This window comes from Pseudomonas sp. A-R-19 (assembly GCF_019956575.1).
Classification (GTDB): Bacteria; Pseudomonadota; Gammaproteobacteria; order Pseudomonadales; family Pseudomonadaceae; genus Aquipseudomonas.
In genome coordinates, this window is the sequence record NZ_JAHBDR010000082.1 from 134,679 (window position 1) to 152,579 (window position 17,901).

The 17,901-nt window shown below is 61.3% G+C and carries 19 protein-coding genes; 8 read left to right on the plus strand and 11 right to left on the minus strand.

Annotated elements, in window-relative coordinates:
- The first annotated feature begins 47 nt into the window (after nt 1–47).
- The 3 genes from KGA88_RS23805 to KGA88_RS23815 all read left to right on the plus strand — a co-directional run bounded on the left by KGA88_RS23805 (nt 48) and on the right by KGA88_RS23815 (nt 2,893).
- On the plus strand, nt 48–905 hold the full coding sequence (locus tag KGA88_RS23805) for a neutral zinc metallopeptidase (RefSeq protein WP_223594650.1): 858 nt from the start codon (nt 48–50) through the stop codon (nt 903–905).
- Nucleotides 906–1,039: 134 nt separating this feature from the next.
- Nucleotides 1,040–1,933 (plus strand): neutral zinc metallopeptidase, encoded by an 894-nt coding sequence (locus tag KGA88_RS23810; protein WP_223594654.1) that lies wholly within the window; start codon nt 1,040–1,042, stop codon nt 1,931–1,933.
- Nucleotides 1,934–2,893: an alpha/beta fold hydrolase gene (locus KGA88_RS23815; RefSeq protein WP_223594655.1), complete on the plus strand. Its 960-nt coding sequence runs from the start codon at nt 1,934–1,936 to the stop codon at nt 2,891–2,893. It begins immediately after the preceding gene.
- 141 nt (nt 2,894–3,034) lie between these two features.
- On the opposite strand, the gene KGA88_RS23820 is transcribed toward KGA88_RS23815, so the two are convergent.
- From KGA88_RS23820 to KGA88_RS23830, 3 genes are all read right to left on the minus strand, one after another.
- The gene (locus KGA88_RS23820; RefSeq protein ID WP_223594657.1) at nt 3,035–3,628 is read right to left on the minus strand and encodes an HAD family hydrolase; all 594 of its coding nucleotides are present in this window, start codon (nt 3,626–3,628) and stop codon (nt 3,035–3,037) included.
- Nucleotides 3,625–4,494 carry an acyl-CoA thioesterase II gene (gene tesB / locus KGA88_RS23825; protein ID WP_223594659.1) on the minus strand — a complete coding sequence of 290 codons (870 nt, stop codon included), beginning with the start codon at nt 4,492–4,494 and terminating at the stop codon, nt 3,625–3,627. The genes KGA88_RS23820 and tesB overlap by 4 nt, the downstream gene beginning before the upstream one ends.
- 106 nt (nt 4,495–4,600) lie before the next feature.
- On the minus strand, nt 4,601–5,170 hold the full coding sequence (locus KGA88_RS23830) for a GNAT family N-acetyltransferase (RefSeq protein ID WP_110662364.1): 570 nt from the start codon (nt 5,168–5,170) through the stop codon (nt 4,601–4,603).
- A 79-nt stretch (nt 5,171–5,249) separates the two neighbouring features.
- Between KGA88_RS23830 and KGA88_RS23835 the strand changes: the two genes are divergently transcribed.
- Both KGA88_RS23835 and KGA88_RS23840 read left to right on the plus strand, forming a co-directional pair.
- Nucleotides 5,250–6,170 carry a histone deacetylase gene (locus KGA88_RS23835; RefSeq protein WP_223594661.1) on the plus strand — a complete coding sequence of 307 codons (921 nt, stop codon included), beginning with the start codon at nt 5,250–5,252 and terminating at the stop codon, nt 6,168–6,170.
- A 281-nt stretch (nt 6,171–6,451) separates the two neighbouring features.
- Nucleotides 6,452–7,693, plus strand: coding sequence for a TIGR03862 family flavoprotein (locus KGA88_RS23840; RefSeq protein ID WP_223594662.1), 1,242 nt, complete (start codon nt 6,452–6,454; stop codon nt 7,691–7,693).
- 116 nt (nt 7,694–7,809) lie between these two features.
- Here the strand turns inward: KGA88_RS23840 and KGA88_RS23845 are convergent, their stop codons facing one another.
- Together KGA88_RS23845 and yedA are read right to left on the minus strand one after the other, a co-directional pair.
- Complete coding sequence (locus tag KGA88_RS23845; RefSeq protein WP_223594664.1) at nt 7,810–9,150, minus strand: DEAD/DEAH box helicase; 1,341 nt, start codon at nt 9,148–9,150, stop codon at nt 7,810–7,812.
- Between the two features lie 78 nt (nt 9,151–9,228).
- Nucleotides 9,229–10,161, minus strand: coding sequence for a drug/metabolite exporter YedA (gene yedA / locus KGA88_RS23850; protein ID WP_110662139.1), 933 nt, complete (start codon nt 10,159–10,161; stop codon nt 9,229–9,231).
- A gap of 164 nt (nt 10,162–10,325) precedes the next feature.
- On the opposite strand from yedA, the gene KGA88_RS23855 reads away from it, so the two are divergent.
- The gene (locus KGA88_RS23855; RefSeq protein WP_108216372.1) at nt 10,326–10,775 is read left to right on the plus strand and encodes an Lrp/AsnC family transcriptional regulator; all 450 of its coding nucleotides are present in this window, start codon (nt 10,326–10,328) and stop codon (nt 10,773–10,775) included.
- A gap of 112 nt (nt 10,776–10,887) precedes the next feature.
- Here KGA88_RS23855 and KGA88_RS23860 read toward each other — a convergent pair whose 3' ends face one another.
- The 3 genes from KGA88_RS23860 to KGA88_RS23870 form a co-directional block, all read right to left on the minus strand.
- Nucleotides 10,888–11,499 carry a PolC-type DNA polymerase III gene (locus KGA88_RS23860; RefSeq protein ID WP_110662138.1) on the minus strand — a complete coding sequence of 204 codons (612 nt, stop codon included), beginning with the start codon at nt 11,497–11,499 and terminating at the stop codon, nt 10,888–10,890.
- 22 nt (nt 11,500–11,521) lie between these two features.
- On the minus strand, nt 11,522–12,001 hold the full coding sequence (locus tag KGA88_RS23865; protein ID WP_007990686.1) for an NYN domain-containing protein: 480 nt from the start codon (nt 11,999–12,001) through the stop codon (nt 11,522–11,524).
- Between the two features lie 199 nt (nt 12,002–12,200).
- On the minus strand, nt 12,201–12,977 hold the full coding sequence (locus KGA88_RS23870) for a DUF2076 domain-containing protein (protein WP_223594665.1): 777 nt from the start codon (nt 12,975–12,977) through the stop codon (nt 12,201–12,203).
- A 179-nt stretch (nt 12,978–13,156) separates the two neighbouring features.
- On the opposite strand from KGA88_RS23870, the gene KGA88_RS23875 reads away from it, so the two are divergent.
- Together KGA88_RS23875 and KGA88_RS23880 are read left to right on the plus strand one after the other, a co-directional pair.
- Nucleotides 13,157–13,831 (plus strand): YciC family protein, encoded by a 675-nt coding sequence (locus tag KGA88_RS23875; RefSeq protein ID WP_223594666.1) that lies wholly within the window; start codon nt 13,157–13,159, stop codon nt 13,829–13,831.
- A gap of 66 nt (nt 13,832–13,897) precedes the next feature.
- A complete protein-coding gene (locus KGA88_RS23880; RefSeq protein WP_223594667.1) occupies nt 13,898–14,977 on the plus strand; it encodes an endonuclease/exonuclease/phosphatase family protein in 1,080 nt (359 codons plus the stop codon).
- Between the two features lie 169 nt (nt 14,978–15,146).
- Here the strand turns inward: KGA88_RS23880 and KGA88_RS23885 are convergent, their stop codons facing one another.
- The 3 genes from KGA88_RS23885 to KGA88_RS23895 are packed head-to-tail and all read right to left on the minus strand — an operon-like array spanning nt 15,147 to nt 17,766.
- A complete protein-coding gene (locus KGA88_RS23885) occupies nt 15,147–15,980 on the minus strand; it encodes an ABC transporter ATP-binding protein (RefSeq protein ID WP_223594668.1) in 834 nt (277 codons plus the stop codon).
- Nucleotides 15,968–16,771, minus strand: a complete 804-nt coding sequence (locus tag KGA88_RS23890; protein ID WP_007990681.1) for an ABC transporter permease — start codon at nt 16,769–16,771, stop codon at nt 15,968–15,970. Before KGA88_RS23890 ends, KGA88_RS23885 begins: the two co-directional genes overlap by 13 nt.
- 8 nt (nt 16,772–16,779) lie before the next feature.
- Entirely contained in the window at nt 16,780–17,766 is a 987-nt protein-coding gene (locus tag KGA88_RS23895) for an ABC transporter substrate-binding protein (RefSeq protein WP_057400544.1), read from the minus strand.
- Between the last annotated feature and the right edge of the window lie 135 nt (nt 17,767–17,901).

Sequence of the window (17,901 nt, forward strand, 5' to 3'; positions counted from 1 at the left end):
CATAGATCGGCGATACACGCCCCACCCATCTATGAGAGGCCGCAATCATGTTATGGAACAAAGCAAGACGCAGCGACAACGTGAACGACACGCGCGAGGGCAAGGATGCCCGCACACTGACAGGGAAAATTTTAGGCACCGGACTGGCTGCGGTTACGTTGGCGAGTGCCGGACTTTACTCCGCATTGAGCACGCCACCGGATGCTCCTTCACCCTCCCTGAACCCACCCGCCACCTCCGTCTCGATTCAACCGGATACGGATCCGCAAATGATGTTTGTCCAGTCGGTACTGGGCGACACCGAGGACACCTGGAAACAGCTGTTTGCACAATCGGGACGACTCTACCCGCCCCCCACGCTGACGCTGTTCAACAATGGCGTGAATTCGGCATGTGGTTTTGCCGGTTCCTCCAACGGGCCCTTCTATTGCCCGAGCAATCAACAGGTGTATCTGGACCTGACCTTCTTCACACAACTGGAGCAGCAGTTTTCCGTGGTCGGTGACTTCGCGCGGGCCTACATCATCGCTCACGAAATCGGCCATCACGTGCAGCTTGAGCTGGGACTGTCCGAACCTTTCGAGACAGCCTTGCTCGAGCAGCAACCCGTCACCGGTGATGGTGGCCTGGAGGTGCGCGCGGAATTGCAGGCCGACTGCCTGGCCGGAGTCTGGGCGCACCATGCGCAACAGCGCCTCAATTGGCTGGAGCCTGGTGATATCGAAGCCGCCCTGAATGCCGCTGCGGTGTTCGGTGACGACTACCTGCAACGCTTGCGAAACGCCAGCGTGCGGCCAGAGACATTCAGTCACGGCACCTCCCGGCAGCGCGTGAACTGGTTCGAAACCGGTTTTGCCACGGGCCGCACAGAAGATTGCGACACCTTCGCCGCCGCCAACCTGTAGCCCGCCGGTCAAACAGGCCCGGTATATCGCCGCATGGATAGAACCGCTGCCGCTTAAGGCTGTCTGACGACCGGACTGGCGCCACTCCCACTTGGCAGCAACACTCATCGCACGGACAACCTGAGGATTCCCACATGCTATGGAAAAAAGGCCGACGCAGCGACAACGTGGTCGATGCCCGTGGTGATGATGTTGGCGGCGGCGGTGGTGGCATGCGCTTCGGCGGTGGCAAGGGCCTGAGCCTGACGGCGATCCTTTTGATCGTCGGCATCGGCTGGATCACTGGCCAGGATCCGCTGCAAATCCTCGGACAACTGACCGGGCAAATGGGCCAGCAATCGGCGCCCGCTACCAACCAGAGTCGCCAGGCACCACCGGCCAATGATGAGGGCGCGGAGTTCGTGCGTTCGATCCTCGGCGACACCGAGGACACCTGGGGTGCAATTTTCCAGCAGGCCGGTCGCCAATACAAAGAACCGACCCTGGTGCTGTTCAGCAACCGCGTGAATTCGGCTTGCGGCCTGGCCACCTCGGCGACCGGCCCGTTCTATTGCCCGGCGGACCAGAAGGTCTACCTGGACATGGCGTTCTTCCAGGAAATGTCCCAGCGTTTTTCCGCCGCAGGCGACTTCGCCCAGGCTTATGTGATCGCTCACGAAGTCGGACACCATGTGCAGACCCTGCTTGGGGTATCCGCAAAAATTCAGGCCGCGCGCCAACAAGGCCGGCAGATGGAAGGCGACGGCGGCTTGCTGGTTCGTCAGGAGCTGCAGGCCGATTGCCTGGCCGGCGTCTGGGCCAACAATGCGCAGAAGCGACTGAACTGGCTGGAACCGGGCGACATCGAAGAAGCACTGAATGCAGCGAACGCCATTGGTGATGATCGCTTGCAGCAACAGGGTCAGGGCCGCGTGGTCCCGGACTCGTTCACCCACGGTACGTCGGCGCAACGGGTGCGCTGGTTCAAAACCGGTTTCGCCCAAGGCCAGGTAAGCCAGTGCGATACCTTTGCGACGAAAAATCTGTAAATGAAGAAGTGGTTGTTGGTTGTTCTGTTTACTTGCGCAACGTCCCAGGCCGCCGAGCATGGGGTCAAGGAACTCAGTTCCGGGCGTCTGCTGTTGAAATCAGGTGAAATGGCGGTGGGCATCAGCCCCGCCCCGGAAAAAATCGAACGGGTACTGATCCTCATCCATGGGCGCCTGCGCAATGCGCAAACCTATCTGCAAAGCGGTGAACACGCCGCCGAATTGGCTGGGCAGAGCGCGACGACACTGGTGATTGCCCCGCAGTTCCTCAATGAAACTGACGTTGCGGTGCATCCGGTGGCCGACACGGTTTTGCGCTGGCAAGGCAATGAATGGATGGCCGGCGGTGAATCCACGGCACCGTTTCGGCTGAGTTCTTACGCCGCGCTCGACGAAATCATCGCCCGCCTGGGTGACCGTCAGCAGTTTCCTCAGGTGAAGCAAATCGTCATCGCCGGGCACTCCGGCGGCGCGCAGATGGTTCAACGCTATGCCTTGCTCGGTCACGCGCAGTCCGGTCTCGATGCGGCTGGCGTGCAGGTGCGCTACGTGATCGCCAACCCATCCTCCTACGCCTATTTCGATGAGCGCCGACCCGTGGCGTTCAGCCACGCCGGGTGCCCGGATTTCAATCGCTGGAAGTACGGACTGGCGGATTTGCCCGCCTACGCCGAAGGGCAAACCGCCACGCAGTTGCAGGAAAGTTACCTCAAGCGTGAAATCGTTTATCTACTGGGGCAGCAGGACATCGACCCGAACCATCCGGCGCTGGACAAGAGCTGTGAAGCCAAGGCCCAAGGGCCGTATCGATTGGCCCGCGGGCGTTTTTACTTTGATTATCTGAAGCGGCTGCAACCGCAAGGGTTGAATCAGCAACTGATTGAAGTACCCGGAGTCGGGCATAACGGGGACGGGATGTTTACCTCGCCGGAGGGGCAGAAGGCTTTGTTTGGGCAATGACTCTTGTAGTGCCTGGGCCTACCTCTTCGCGAGCAAGCCCGCTCCCACATTGGATCTGAGTGCACACAACATCGTGAACACCACAGAATCATTGTGGGAGCGGGCTTGCTCGCGAAGGCGTCAGATCAGACAACCGACTCTTTAAGCCAACAGCATCTGCCGCAACTCGACACAATCCGCCGCATGCCAATCGGTCAATTCCGGCCAGGGATTATCCGGTAGATTCACCAGCACCGTGCGTGCACCCGCTGCCCGCCCGCAATCGAGATCGAAACGGTAGTCGCCCACCATCACCAGCTCGCTCGCTGGCACCTTCCACGCTTCGGCCAGTTTCAGCAATCCGCCCGGATGTGGTTTGGGCGGTGCATCATCGCGGCCCAATACATCTTCCAGTGCAAAGCAGTCGGCCAGGCCAATGGCCTCCAGCGTGACATGCGCCAGCTCCCGGGCATTGCGCGTCAGAATACCCAGGCGATAACCGCGCCCGGCCAGCTCGCGCACCAGCTCCACCGCGCCCGGCGCCGGTTTCGAACCGAGGGCCAGGTCCCGCTCATGCTCCAGCAGCCACGCGTGTTTGGCGGCGGCTTCATCGGCCGGCAGTGCGGCAAGATGAGTCAGGATGTCGTGTTCGGCAGGGATCGCCAACGCCACGCGAATCGCCGCGAAGTCGTGCACGGCCACCGTCAGGGTGCCGTCCATGTCGAACACCCAGTGATGCACATTGGCCAGGCTCACGCCCAATCCTTGCGGTGACGGATCAAGCCTTCCTGGGTGACCGAGGCCACCAGTTGCCCGGCACGATTGAACACACTGCCCCGGGAGAAACCACGGGAATTGCCGGCCCACGGGCTGTCCATTGCGTAGAGCAACCAGTCATCGGCGCGCAGATCCTGATGGAACCACAACGCGTGATCGAGGCTGGCCACCTGCATGTCCTTGTTCCACACCGTTTTGCCATGGGGCTGCATCGACGTGACCAGTAGGCCGAAGTCCGAGGCATAGGCCAGCAGGTATTTATGCAGCGCCGGCGAATCGGCCAAGGCGCCGTCGGCGCGGAACCAGACGTACTTGACCGGGTCGGACGGCAGCGGGTTGTAGGGATCTTTCTCGGTGATCGGACGGAATTCGATCGGTTTCGGGCACAGCAGCTTTTCGCGCATTTTTTCGGGAATCAGGTGCGCGCGCTGCTGGGTGATTTCCAGCTCCGAGGGCAGATTTTCCGGGCCGACCACTACCGGCATTTCGCTCTGATGCTGAAAGCCTTCCTCGTCGTACTGGAACGAGGCGCTGCACGTGAAGATCGGGTGGCCCTTCTGGATCGCGGTGACCCGGCGCGTGCTGAAACTGCCACCGTCTCGCACCCGGTCAACCTGATACACCACCGGCAACCCGGCATCGCCCGGACGCAGGAAATAGCCGTGCATCGAATGCACATGACGCGCTTCTTCAACCGTCTGACTGGCCGCCGACAGCGACTGGCCGAGCACCTGGCCACCGAACAGCTGACGAAAGCCCAGGTCCTGGCTGCGGCCACGGAACAGGTTTTCTTCGATCGGTTCCAGGGTCAGCAGGTCGACCAGATCATCCAACACTTGGCTCATTCAGACTCTCCTCACACAACACATTACCGGGCAGGCTTGGCTGCGACGGTCGATTCAGTTTCCCGGCAGGGCCATCATGGGGGCCATTGTAAACGTCCGTGCCAGCTTATCCATGCAAGGTTTGCAGCCATTGTTCACGGCTGATGCGATACAGAACATGCCGACGCAACGGATGTTCGGCTTCGAGTCGTGGGTGATCGAAGTCATCCGCCGGATCATGGTGCATGCCGATGGCCTGCATGACTTTCTCTGACGGCAGGTTGGTTTGCGCCGTGAAGGCCACCACCTCTTTCAGCGGCAATCGGTCGAACCCGCAGCGCAGAGCGGTCCACGCCGCTTCACTGGCATAACCGAGGCCCCAGTGCTCGCGGGCCAGGCGCCAGCCGATTTCCGTGGCGGGAGTGAAAGGTGCATCGAATCCGACCACGCCGAGCCCGGTAAAGCCGATGAACTGGCCAGAGTCTTTGCGCTGCAAGGCCCAGAGACCGTAACCATGCTCGGCGAAATGACCACGGATTCGGCCGATCAATGATGCGCTTTCCAGCCGGCTCAACGGTGCCGGGAAGTAGCGCATCACCTGCGGATCGGCACACATCGCCGCAAAGTCCGGCAAGTCTTCATCGCGCCACTGACGCAATAGCAGCCGAGCGCTTTCAAGTTCCAGTATTGGCTCCATCGTGCCCCGCCCCTCCATTTCAATGTCGCCAGTCTACAACGCTGGTAGGATCCGTCTCTCATTCCCGTCTGAAATCATCATGCCGCTGCCGCTGATTTATCACGAAGACTACAGTCCCGAGTTTCCGGCGGATCACCGCTTCCCGATGGACAAGTTCCGCCTGTTGCGCGACCACCTGGTGGACAGTGGCCTGACCCGCGACGCCGACCTGCTGCGCCCGGATCTGTGTCCCGCGGATATTCTCGCCCTCGCCCATGACCCTTCGTATATCGAACGCTACATGAGTGGCGAACTGTCCCGCGAAGACCAGCGCCGCCTCGGCCTGCCCTGGAGCGAAGCCCTGGCCCGGCGTACGGTGCGGGCGGTCGGTGGCTCGTTGCTGGCGGCCGAACAGGCGCTGGAGCATGGCCTGGCCTGTCACCTGGCGGGTGGTACCCACCATGCGCACTACGACTACCCGGCCGGGTTCTGCATCTTCAATGACCTGGCGGTGATCAGCCATTACCTGCTGGAAAGCGGCCGGGTGAACCGGGTGCTGATCTTCGATTGCGACGTGCATCAGGGCGACGGGACTGCACGAATTCTGCACAACACCCCGGAAGCAGTGACCGTTTCCCTGCACTGCGAAAAGAATTTTCCCGCACGCAAAGCCGAAAGCGACTGGGACATCCCGCTACCAAACGGCATGGGCGATGCCGAATACTTGAAGGTGGTGGACGATGCGCTCAACTACCTGCTGCCGCTCTACCAACCGGATCTGGTGTTGTATGACGCCGGGGTCGATGTGCATAAGGACGACGCCCTGGGTTATCTGAAGCTGACAGACGAAGGCGTCGCCGCACGCGATGAAAGCGTGATGCGCCATTGCCTGGGCCGCGACATTCCGCTCGTCGGGGTGATCGGCGGCGGCTACAGCAAGGACCGCCAGGCCCTGGCCCGCCGTCACGGCATCCTCCATCACAGTGCGCTGCGCGTCTGGCAGTCATCAGGTTGTCACTGAGCTGTGGATGCTTTACCCACAATGCCTGTGGAGCTGCCTGTGGATAACCTGAGTGAAAGGGACTACAGGCCACGCTGCGTATAGGCTACAGAGTGGTGGTTGTTTTTTAACCAGCCGTTGTGAATACCACAAACCAAATGTGAGAGCGGGCTTGCTCGCGAATGCGGTTTATCATCAACATCTTCATTGACTGACCCACCGCTTTCGCGAGCAAGCCCGCTCCCACATGGGTTTGGGCTGGTAGAATGCCCGGCTTATCCCGTCAGACCGCAGCGCACCCCATGACTCAATCCTCGCCAGCCCTCACCCCTCACGTCGCCATCATCGGCGGCGGCCCCTCCGGTCTGATGGCGGCCGAAGTGTTGAGCCAGGCCGGGATCAAGGTCGACCTTTACGACGGCATGCCTTCGGTCGGACGAAAATTCCTCCTGGCCGGCGTCGGCGGCATGAACATCACCCACTCCGAAGCCTACCCGGCGTTTCTCTCTCGCTACGCCGAACGCGCCCCACAGATCGCCCCGCTGCTGCGCCGCTTCGGTGCCGAAGCGCTGTGCCAGTGGATTCATGACCTGGGCATCGAAACCTTCGTCGGCAGTTCCGGCCGGGTATTCCCCACCGACATGAAGGCCGCACCGCTGCTGCGCGCCTGGCTCAAGCGCCTGCGTGACAGCGGCGTAGTTATCCACACCCGCCACCGCTGGCTCGGCTGGGACGAGCGCGGCGGTTTGCGCATTGACAGCCCGGAAGGTGAAAGGACCGTTCAGGCCGATGCCACCCTGCTCGCCCTTGGCGGCGGCAGTTGGTCGCGCCTGGGCTCGGACGGCGCATGGATGCTGGCACTGGAGCAACAGGGCGTAGGACTGGCGCCGCTGCAACCGAGTAATTGCGGCTTCGAGGTGCAGGCCTGGAGCGAATTGATGGTCAGCAAATTCGCTGGCGCGCCGCTGAAAAACATTGCCATCGGCCTTAACGACGATGTCCCGCGACTCGGCGAATGTGTGATCACCGCTACCGGGATCGAAGGCAGTTTGATCTATGCCCTGTCGGCTCCGATCCGCGAAGCAATCAACCAGCACGGTTCGGCAACAATTCATCTGGACCTGCTGCCCGGCCGGCCTGTGGATAAAGTTCAGGCGGCGTTGAGCAAGCCTCGGGGATCGCGCTCAATGGCCAAGCACCTGCACAGCCAGTTGGGCATCGATGGGGTTAAAGCGGCGCTATTGCGAGAACTGACCAGCACCGACTGCTTTACCGACATGGCCTTGCTGGCCCACGCGATCAAGGCGTTACCACTGACACTGGTAAAAACCCGTCCACTGGACGAGGCCATCAGCAGCGCTGGCGGCGTGATGTTCGAGGCGATGGATGAGCGCTTGATGCTCAAGCAAATGCCTGGCGTGTTTTGCGCCGGGGAAATGATTGATTGGGAAGCGCCGACGGGCGGCTATCTGCTGACTGCGTGTTTCGCCAGTGGGCGGGCGGCGGGGTTGGGGATGGTGGAATGGTTGCAGTGCCAGGGCTGAAGACCGAGGCGCGCCCTTCGCGAGCAAGCCCGCTCCCACAGGGGATTTGTGAACAACACAGATCCAGTGTGGGAGCGGGCTTGCTCGCGAAGGCGGCTTAGCAGGCGCCGCAAATATTAAGGCTTACGCTTACGCGGCCCAGTGTTGAACACCGGCACCTTGCGCACAGGCTTGATCGAAGGCTCCGCTGGCGCCACCTCTCCGCTATCCACCCACTTACCCAGATTGCGTTTACCACCGCCACCACCGGAAGCCTTGGGCTTCTTCGGTTTTTTCGGCTTCTTGATCACCTGGCCGCTGGCATCGGTATCCGGCACCCGGTGCTCTGGCTCGAAGTCCGGCTCGCTCTGCCGCTTCAGGGTCTGGCGGGTCAGCATCTCGATAGCCGATAGCAGATTCACTTCATCGGCGCAGACCAGGGAAATTGCTTCACCGGTCGAACCCGCGCGACCGGTACGACCGATGCGGTGGATGTAATCTTCGGCGACGATCGGCAAATCGAAGTTGACCACCAACGGCAAGTCTTCGATGTCCAGGCCACGGGCGGCCACGTCTGTAGCGACCAGAATCTGCACTTCACTCGCCTTGAAGCGGTCCAGTGCACGCTGACGGGTCGCCTGGGGTTTGTCGCCGTGGATGCCGTCGGCATTGATGCCCAGGCCCTGTAGTTTTTCCACCAGCGCGTCCACGCCGTTGCGGGTCTTGGCGAACACCAGCACCTGCTTCCACTTGCCCTTGCGCATCAGGTGCACGAACAGTTCCGGCTTGCGCTTCTTGTCCACCGTCACGATCCATTGCTTGACCGTATTGGCAGCGACGTTGCGCGGGCTGACTTCAATGCTCAGCGGGTCGTTGAGCATCTGCCCGGCCAGCAGGCGGATGTCATCGGAGAAGGTTGCGGAGAACAGCAGCGTCTGACGTTTCTTCGGCAGCGCGCGGTAAATGTTCGCCAGCTCCTCGGAAAAGCCCAGGTCGAGCATGCGGTCGGCTTCGTCCAGCACCAGGGTTTGCAGTTGATTGAACTTCAGCGCGTTCTGGCGGAATAGGTCGAGCAAGCGGCCCGGGGTCGCGACCAACAGGTCGACGCCGCTGCGCAGCTTCATCATTTGCGGGTTGATGCTGACGCCGCCGTACACCGCGTAGGTGCGCAATGGCAGGTTTTCAGCGTACTGGCGCACGGCCTCGTGAACCTGCTCGGCCAGCTCGCGGGTTGGCACCAGGATCAGTGCGCGAACCGAATTGGCGGTGACTTTCGGCCCTTCCATGGCCAGCAGTTGCAACAGCGGCAGGGCGAAACCGGCGGTCTTGCCGGTGCCGGTCTGGGCCGCGGCCATCAGGTCGCGACCGGCCAGCACCGCCGGAATGGCTTGCGCCTGAACCGGCGTCGGAGTCTGGTAGCCGAGCGTCTCGAGGGAGCGCAGCAAGGGTTCGATCAGGCCAAGGGTGGCGAAAGTCATGGGAGTACCGTAGGAAAATTCAGCGCGGGTTGTTCAAAACAAGTGTGCAAAACAAGATGCAATGCCGCGCAGTTTACCCTAATTCACACGGGATTCTGTCGGTACTCCCTTCGCCACCACCGGCCGTTCTGGCGTGCGACGCCATTGCGGCAGGCCAATCAGCACCACGGCGCTGATGATCACGGCCATCGCCAGGGCTTCTTCGATGCCAATGGTCTCACCAACGAAAACGATCCCCAGCAACACCGCCACCGCCGGGTTGACGTAGGCATAGCTGGTCGCCGCGGCCGGACGCACGTGCTTCAACAGGTACATGTAGGCGTTGAAGGCGATGATCGAGCCGAACACGGTCAGATACGCCAGAGCCGCCCAGCCTTCGATCGGCGGGACCTTTTCCAGGTGTTCACCGCTGACCGCACTGGCAATCAGCAGCACCACACCCCCCACCAGCATTTCCACGGCACTGGCCATCGCCCCTTGAGGCAATGGCAGGTGTTTACTCCACACCGAGCCGAAAGCCCAGGTCGCCGCCGCGAACACCAGCAACGCCGCGCCCAACGGGCTCGATTGCAGGTTGGAGCCAAGATTGAGCATGGCAATGCCGATCAACCCGAGGACAATCCCGGCCCATTCGAGACGGGTATTACGCGCACCCCAGAAATATCCACAGAGCAAGGTAAACAGCGGCACCGTCGCCACCGCCAATGCGGCGACCCCGGAAGCCACCCCCGTGTGCTCGGCGACACTGACCGCGCCATTACCACAGGCGAGCAGCAACACGCCGATGACCCCGGCGGCTTTCCACTGCACCCAGGTCGGTGCCGGCGCCCCGCGCCAGCGCAGGAAGGCGTACATCAAGGTCCCGGCAATGACGAAGCGGATACCGGCGAGCAGCAGCGGCGGCCAATACTCCACACCGATGCGGATCACCAGGTAGGTCGAGCCCCAAATCACGTACAACGCGAAAAAGGCTGCGATCAACGGTAAGGGAAAACGACGGAGGCCAGGCATGGGGAGCAGCTCGCAGGCAATTCAAGTGAATGGCTATTCTAGAAAGGCCATCAACAGAAAATAAGTTACAAAACCTGTTTATCGCACCGGTACACTTTTCAAAACACGGAGATTCTTGCGATAAACCATGTTTTCGAAAGTCAGTCATTTTCAGGAGTCGCCCCATGGACAAATACGACCGCATGCTGCTCAGCGCCCTGCTGGAAAACGGTCGCGCGTCCTACGCGGACCTGGCGCGCAAGGTCAACCTGTCCGCCCCGGCGGTGGCCGAGCGCGTGGCCAAGCTCGAAGCCAGCGGCGTGATCACCGGCTATCAGGCGAAAGTCGACATGGCCAAGCTCGGCCTGCCCATCCAGTGCGTGATCGAACTGCGCCTGAACCAGCACGGCAACCAGAAAGCCTACGACGACCTGATCAAAATCCCGCAGTTGACCGAATGTCATCGGGTGACCGGTGACCCCTGCGTGATCATGCAAGCGGCGGTGGGCTCGATGCCGGAGCTGGAAGAGCTGATCAACCGGATTGCCACGTTCGGGTTCAGCAAGACGTCGATTGTATTGTCGAGTGCGATTGAGAAGCGGGTGCCGTTGGGACACATTGAAGGGAACCTGTAGGAGCGAGCCTGCTCGCGATGGTCGCCAACGATAACGCGGGATACCTGACACCCCGCACTGATCTCGGGTTCATCGCGAGCAGGCTCGCTCCTACAGGGGGTATGCGGTGTTTTCAGAAGCCGCGATAACGCTTGAGGTGCTCGCCTACCTTCGCCGCAGGGACCTTCTGCAACTTGCACAGCAAGTCATGGGACAGCTCGCGCAAACCATGCTTGTGCCGCAACTCCTCAGCCAAATGCGCCGTCAGGTTGGCCGCCATCTCGGCATCGGCCATGGCCCGGTGGGCCTTGCCGGTGTGGGGCAGGTTGGCAAACGTGGTGAGGGTGCCGAGTTTGTGGTTCGGCGCGGCGGGCATCAGGCGGCGGGCCAGTAGCAACGAGCAGGCAAAGTTCTGCAAGCGGGTGCGTTTGATTCGCCCCAGCTCAAAGTCCCAGAACTTCTGGTCGAATGCGGCGTTGTGCGCCAGCAGTGGCGTAGTGCCGACGAACTCATTGACCTCGTTCATCACCTGCTCGGCAGGCGGCGCGGTGCGCAGCATGGCATTGCTGATGCCAGTGAGTTGCTCGATGAAGGCCGGGACGCGTACGCCGGCGTTCATCAGGCTCTGGTAACGCTCGACGATGCGCCCCTGTTCAAGGATCACCACGGCAATTTCCGTGGCCCGGCAGCTGCTGCTCGGGGAGATCCCGGTGGTTTCAAAGTCGATGACTGCTATGCGTTCCAAACCTGGTTGAACTCCGTAAAAATCAATTCTTGAGCAGCAACGCGCCTTCGATCGGCACGTAGCGGCTGGCGGCGCGGATCAGCGAGTTGGCCGTGAGGCCTGGCACGCCGTAGGCCACCGCCTGTACCCCGTGTTTGCTGATGATGCGCTCGAGCAGCATGTCGAAATCACCGTCGCCGGAGGCCAGGACGATTTCGTCGACATGGTCGGCGGCGTCCATGATGTCGAGGGTGATGCCCACGTCCCAGTCGCCCTTGGCCGAACCATCGCTGCGCTGGATGTACGGCTTGAGCTTCACGGTGAAACCGAGGTTGCGCAGGATCTGCTGGAACTGCTGCTGTTTGCTGTCGCCCCGGTCGATGGCGTAGGCGTAGGCCTCGACAATCTCGCCCTGTTTGCTGATGTCAGCCCACAGCGCGGCGTAGTTGAAGTGACAACCATAGGCCTGACGCACGGTGTAATAGAGGTTTTGGACGTCGGCGAACACTGCGATTTTTTTCACCGGTTTTCCTCAAGGCTGAACCAGGCCCCAGGCCCGAAAAGTCGCCCAGTATGCCAGCCCAGAGGATTGTTCCGCGAATAATCGGCTATGTGGCGAGGGAGCTTGCTCCCGTTGGACTGCGCAGCAGGCCCTTTGGGTTCCAAAAGCAAGGGGGCTGCTTCGCACCCCAGCGGGAGCAAGCTCCCTCGCCACAGAGGGGTCAGACGAAGGAGTCGTCGTCGCCGCCGAAGAGCGAGTCATCGCTGTAGTCAGTGTCGCTGAACCCGCCCTGATCGTTGCTCCAGGAATCATTACCGGCCATGCGCTGGTCATCGCCCCAGCCATTGTTGCCCTGGTCGTTGACCTGGGCCGGCTCTTCCTTGATGACTTCGACGACTTCCGGTTGCTGATTGTGATGGAACAGGCTGCTGATGCCTTGAGCCAGCATCACGCCACCTGCCACGCCGGCGGCGGTTTTCAGCGCGCCACCAAGAAAACCGCTACCGGCCGCTGCCGGAGCCTGCTGCTGCGGTGCATAGCCCTGCTGTGGAAAGTTCTGCTGCGGTGCGCCGAAGTTCTGCTGTGGCGGTTGCGCACCGAACGACGAGCGTCCCGGTTCACGCCAGCCGCCGTTCGATGGCGGTGCGCTCTGGGTGGGTGCCGGTTGTGGATCACGGGAAGCGCCGCCAAAGATGCTCGACAAAAAGCCACCACTGCTCGGCGCAGGAGCCGGGGTCGCCTGGGTCTTGGCCTGTTGCAGCTCGGCCTGCAACTGCTGGACTTGCTGGCTCAGTTGTTTGTTCTGTTCATCGAGGCTCTTGATCGCCGCCTCTTGCACCAGAATCGCCTGGGTCATGAAATAACCGGCCGCCGGCTGGCGCGTCAGGTGTTCCTTGATCCGCGCCTCGGCCAATGCGTCGCGCGGGGCTGAGTCCGTTTCGGCCTGTTGCAGCCGGGAAAACAGTCCATCGATCAGGGTTTGTTCTTCGCTGTTCATGGCGACCTCATAGATTGCCGGGGGAAATCGTTGCCCTTTTCCACTGAGGATAAGGGGTCCGACCTTAATGGATGCTGAAACAGGATGTTTCAATGGCCTTTACCGAACGTTTACGTTTGCGTCCCCCGGCGCTTGATCGGTTAAAGTGAGCCACTGCTTCCAACCTGCGATACCAACTGATGAATCCGTTAGATGTCCTGCGTGACTCGCTGTATTTCTTCAAGCGTAATCTGGGCCAGATCGTGCAGCTGTGCCTGCCGCTGGTGATGCTTGAGGCGCTGTTGCAACAAGTGGTCGACCACTCGACGGAGCCGGACAGTTTCCCCGGCATCAGCGTGATCGTCGGCCTGCTGGTGTACCCGCTGTACACCGCCGCGCTGATTCTGTTTCTCGACGCCCGCAGCCGCGGTGAGTCGCCGCGCAACCGCGACCTGCTGGCGATGTCGGCCAGCCTGTGGCCGCGCTTCGCCCTGCTGACGGCGCTCAATACCGTGCTGATTCTGCTGGGCCTGTCGCTGTACTTCCTGCCGGGCATCTACCTGATGGTGACCCTGGCATTTGGCGAATACCTGTTGGTGCTGCGCGGCCTGGCGCCGCTGGCGGCCATGAAGGAAAGCCTGCGCATGACCAAAGGTCACTTCCTGCGCATCCTGCTGTGCATTCTGTGCGTGATGGGGCCGCTGTGGCTGCTCAAGGGCGCCACCCTGGCGGTGTATCCGGAACCACAAAACCCGGTGATCTCGCTGCTGATCGACAGCGCGCACAGTTTCCTGCAGCTGTTTACCAGCGTGGTGCTGTTCCGCCTGTTCATGCTGATCAATCCGCAGCCTGAGAAAAATGACAACTCGCTCTGACCTTGGGCGCAACCATCGCTCTCGGGTATGCTCGGGAACAATTTTGTAACGCTAATAAGCCGAGCCATGACCCGCCTACTGCGCTACACCTTGCTGGGCCTGCTGATCGCGATCGGCCTGATCGCCGTGATGATCTACAGCCTGACCTGGCGCCCCGACGCCAAAGAAGTGTTATCCGTCAGTTGCAATGACCAGGCACCCACCCTGGTCCCCGGGCAGGCACTGAAAGTGATGACCTGGAACGTCCAGTACCTGGCCGGAAAGCGTTACGTTTTCTGGAATGACCTGGCCGCCGGTACCGACGAACGCCCCACAGCCGAAGACATGGCCTTCAGCCTCGACGAAGTGGCGCGGGTAATTCGCGACGAACAACCGGACATCCTGCTGTTGCAGGAACTGGACGACGGCGCCAAGGCCAGCGATTACCAGCACCAGTTCAAACTGCTGCAGGAACGGCTCGCCGACTTGTATCCCTGTGGCACCAGCGCTTTCGACTGGAAGGCTGACTTCGTACCGAACCCGCACATCTTCGGCAGCGTCGGCCGGCAACTGGCAACCCTGAGCCGCTACCAGATCGAACATGCCGAACGCTGGCAACTGCCTGTCGCCTCGGGCGATCCGCTCAGCCGCCAATTCAAACCCAGAGACGCCTTGCTGGTGAGCTATTTGCCGTTGAGTGATGGCGGGCAGATCGCAGTGCTCAATACCCATCTGGACCGCGCCAGCCAAGCCGACAACGACTTGCAAAATCAGGTGACCGCCGTGGCCAGGGCCCTCGATAAATTCGAAAGCCGTGGCACGCCGTGGTTGATCGGCGGAGATTTCAACCTGTTGCCGCTAGGCCAGTATCGACGTTTGCCCGACGCGCAACGCACGCCCTACTCCGCCGACAGCCTGTTGCATATCCTGTGGGACAAGTACCCGATGATCCCGACCAACAACGAAGCCAGTGGTATCGACCGCGAACGCTGGCTGACCCACTACCCGAACGATCCCGGGCTGAACGGCCCGGACCGGACCGTTGACTACCTGTTCTACAGCCCGCGGATCAAACGGGTCGAGGCGATGGTGCGGCAGGACGATACATTGCGCATCTCTGATCACCTGCCGGTGATTGGCCGGTTTCTGTTGCCGGCTGCGCCGTAGCGCCAAAACCTGTAGGAGCTGGCTTGTGTGGCGAGGGGGCTTGCCCCCGTTCGGCTGCGCAGCAGTCGTAAACACGGTGTTCGAAAATCTTGGGGCCGCTACGCGACCCAACGGGGGCAAGCCCCCTCGCCACAAAGGCCCGCTCCCACAGGGTCTGTGCAAACCTGACTTAATGCACCTCTTCCAGATCGTCATGCAGCAGCCCGAAGATCTCGCGTTTCATCTCGATGAACGAACGCTCCATGACCATGTCCAGGTTGCGTGGGCGCTCGATCGGCACATCGAGGATCTGCTTGATCCGCCCGGGCCTGGCGCCCATCACATAGACCCGGTCGCCGAGCAGAATCGCCTCGTCGATGTCGTGGGTCACGAACAATACGGTCTTCTTGCTGTTGCCCCAGACCCGCAGCAACAACTGCTGCATTTGCAGGCGCGTCTGGCTGTCGAGGGCGCCGAAGGGTTCGTCCATCAGCAGAATCTGCGGGTCATTGGCCAGCGCGCGGGCAATGGCGACGCGCTGCATCATGCCGCCGGACAACTGCTTGGCGTAGTTGTCGGCAAAGCCGCTCAGGCCCACTTCGTTGACGTAGTAATCGACGATGTCTTTGCGCTCCGCCGCCGGCATGCCGCGCCGCTTGAGGCCGAATTCGACGTTCTGCCGCACCGTCAGCCACGGGAACAGCGTGTAGCTCTGGAACACCATGCCGCGATCCGCGCCGGGGCCTTCCACCTGTTTGCCGCCAACGTAAATCTCCCCTGACGTCGGTTCGGCCAGGCCGGCGGTGAGGTACAACAGGCTCGACTTGCCGCAGCCCGACGGCCCCACCAGCACAGCGAACTGCTGGTCGGGCACCTCGAACGACACCTCCTGCAACGCGGTAAAGGTTCCGCCATCGGGTTTCCTGTAACGCAGGCTGACCTTGTCCACTTGCAGCCGTGGCGCGTTCACCGGGGCAGTCTGAGGGGCGACAAAACGATGAGTGGCGGCAGTTACTGAGCCCATGCGGTGATCCTCAGGCGTAGGAAACGGAACAGTTGATCGGTGACCAGGCCCAGCAGGCCGATGATCGCGATGGCCAGGAAGATCACATCCACCTGGAAGCCACGCATGGCCTTGAGGCTCAGGTAACCCAGGCCACTGGAAGCTGCGACCAGTTCGGCCACTACCAGGTAGGTCCAGGCCCAGCCCATGGTCACGCGCAGGGTGTCGAGTACGCCTGGCAGGGACGCCGGGGCGATCACATGCAGCACCGCGTCACGGCGGTTCGAGCCGAGGGTGTAGGAGGCATTGATCAGGTCTTTGGAGATGCCTTTGGACACATCCGCGATCATCACCAGTTGCTGGAAAAACACGCCGAAGATGATCACCGATACCCGCTGTTCCAGACCGATACCGATCCACAGGATGAACAACGGTACGAACGAGGTCACCGGCAGGTAGCGAATGAAATTCACCAGAGGCTCAAGGAAAGCCTGGACGATACGAAAGCTGCCCATCAACAGTCCCAGCGGCACGGCCACCAGGGACGACACGATGAAACCGACCATCACCACTTCGACGCTGGCCCACACGTGCTGGCCGAGGGTGCCGTCGCGACCCAGGCGCACGGCGGCCTCGACCACCGCGCCCGGCGTCGGCAGGAACATGCCCGGCACCACGCCGCCGTAAGACAAGCCGGCCCACAGGCCGACCAACAGCACCCAGGCCAGGCCGCTCGCGCTCCAGATCACCGAGACCGGCAAACCGGTCTTTGGCGTGATGCAGCGGCTCAGCCATGAATTGCGCTTGAACATGCAGCCTCCTAGAGCGGGGTTACGAAACGGTTGTCGATAAGGTCATCATTGCTGACGTTGTAGGGCTTGCCTTGCAGCTCACTGGCGGTCTCGTTGGCCAGTTTGATCAGTGGCGCGCTGTCACCCGGCTTGCCCGGCGCGCCCAGCAGTTTTTCGCTCATGGCCTGATCGTAGAAACGCACGCCCTGGGCGGCCGCTTCCAGTTCCTTCGGATCAGCCAGGTAACCACCGACACCCTTGGCCATGATTTTGTAGGCTTCCTGTGGATGGTCCTTGGTGTACTGCACGGCTTTGTACAAACCGGCCACCAGGGCCTTTACGTCTTCCGGCTGTTTTTCGATGACGGTGCAGTTCAGTGCGACCACGTCGACAATCACCCCCGGTGTGCTGCTGCTGTCGATCAGCACCTTGCCTTGCTGCTTGTCGCGCACCATCGACAGGTGCGGTTCCCAGGTCACGGCGGCCGGTACGCGGCCGGCAATGAACGCGGTAGCAGCGTCGTCAGCCGTCATGTTCTGCACCGTGATGTCACTCATTTTCATGCCGTTCTTTTTCAGCAGGTACGACAGCCAGAACTGCGAGGTCGACCCTTCGTTCACCGCCACGGCCTGGCCCTTGAGCTCCTGCAGGCTCTTGACGTCCTTGCCGACCAGCACGCCGTCGCCACCATGGCTGTCGTCCAGTGCTGCAACAGCCTTGAAGCAGAATTGCGGACGGTACTTGAGCACCTCGTCGATGGTCGACGCCGAGCCGGACAACTCGCCGGACGCTTGTGCGGCCATGTACATCGCCGCTTCTTCGACCACCGGCAACTCGACGGTCAAACCGTTTTCCTTGAAGTAGCCAAGGTCCTGGGCCAGGTACAGGGTGCCGTAGCCGACCCAGGTGGTATGACCGATGGACAGGGTGCCGGCCTGGGCGCTGGTGGCGACCGTCGCGGCGATGGCGGTGACCGCCAGTGGATGGGCAACGCGTGTAAGCAAGGACTTGATCATGGAGCACTCCCAAAGCTGTTGATTTAGTTTTGTCATGGGCAGTACGGCGAGCCCTGAATCGGCTGCAACCTGTGGTCTCTCGGGGACCCTTCGGCGGGCAGCATTCAGCGGGCTGGCGAGATCGATGTTGGCCCA

Coding starts and splice junctions, on each gene's coding strand:
- KGA88_RS23805 (WP_223594650.1), top strand. CDS start 48: ATGTTATGGAACAAAGCAAGACGCAGCGACAACGTGAACGACACGCGC.
- KGA88_RS23810 (WP_223594654.1), top strand. CDS start 1,040: ATGCTATGGAAAAAAGGCCGACGCAGCGACAACGTGGTCGATGCCCGT.
- KGA88_RS23815 (WP_223594655.1), top strand. CDS start 1,934: ATGAAGAAGTGGTTGTTGGTTGTTCTGTTTACTTGCGCAACGTCCCAG.
- tesB (WP_223594659.1), bottom strand. CDS start 4,494: ATGAGCCAAGTGTTGGATGATCTGGTCGACCTGCTGACCCTGGAACCG.
- KGA88_RS23830 (WP_110662364.1), bottom strand. CDS start 5,170: ATGGAGCCAATACTGGAACTTGAAAGCGCTCGGCTGCTATTGCGTCAG.
- KGA88_RS23835 (WP_223594661.1), top strand. CDS start 5,250: ATGCCGCTGCCGCTGATTTATCACGAAGACTACAGTCCCGAGTTTCCG.
- KGA88_RS23840 (WP_223594662.1), top strand. CDS start 6,452: ATGACTCAATCCTCGCCAGCCCTCACCCCTCACGTCGCCATCATCGGC.
- KGA88_RS23845 (WP_223594664.1), bottom strand. CDS start 9,150: ATGACTTTCGCCACCCTTGGCCTGATCGAACCCTTGCTGCGCTCCCTC.
- yedA (WP_110662139.1), bottom strand. CDS start 10,161: ATGCCTGGCCTCCGTCGTTTTCCCTTACCGTTGATCGCAGCCTTTTTC.
- KGA88_RS23855 (WP_108216372.1), top strand. CDS start 10,326: ATGGACAAATACGACCGCATGCTGCTCAGCGCCCTGCTGGAAAACGGT.
- KGA88_RS23870 (WP_223594665.1), bottom strand. CDS start 12,977: ATGAACAGCGAAGAACAAACCCTGATCGATGGACTGTTTTCCCGGCTG.
- KGA88_RS23875 (WP_223594666.1), top strand. CDS start 13,157: ATGAATCCGTTAGATGTCCTGCGTGACTCGCTGTATTTCTTCAAGCGT.
- KGA88_RS23880 (WP_223594667.1), top strand. CDS start 13,898: ATGACCCGCCTACTGCGCTACACCTTGCTGGGCCTGCTGATCGCGATC.
- KGA88_RS23885 (WP_223594668.1), bottom strand. CDS start 15,980: ATGGGCTCAGTAACTGCCGCCACTCATCGTTTTGTCGCCCCTCAGACT.
- KGA88_RS23890 (WP_007990681.1), bottom strand. CDS start 16,771: ATGTTCAAGCGCAATTCATGGCTGAGCCGCTGCATCACGCCAAAGACC.
- KGA88_RS23895 (WP_057400544.1), bottom strand. CDS start 17,766: ATGATCAAGTCCTTGCTTACACGCGTTGCCCATCCACTGGCGGTCACC.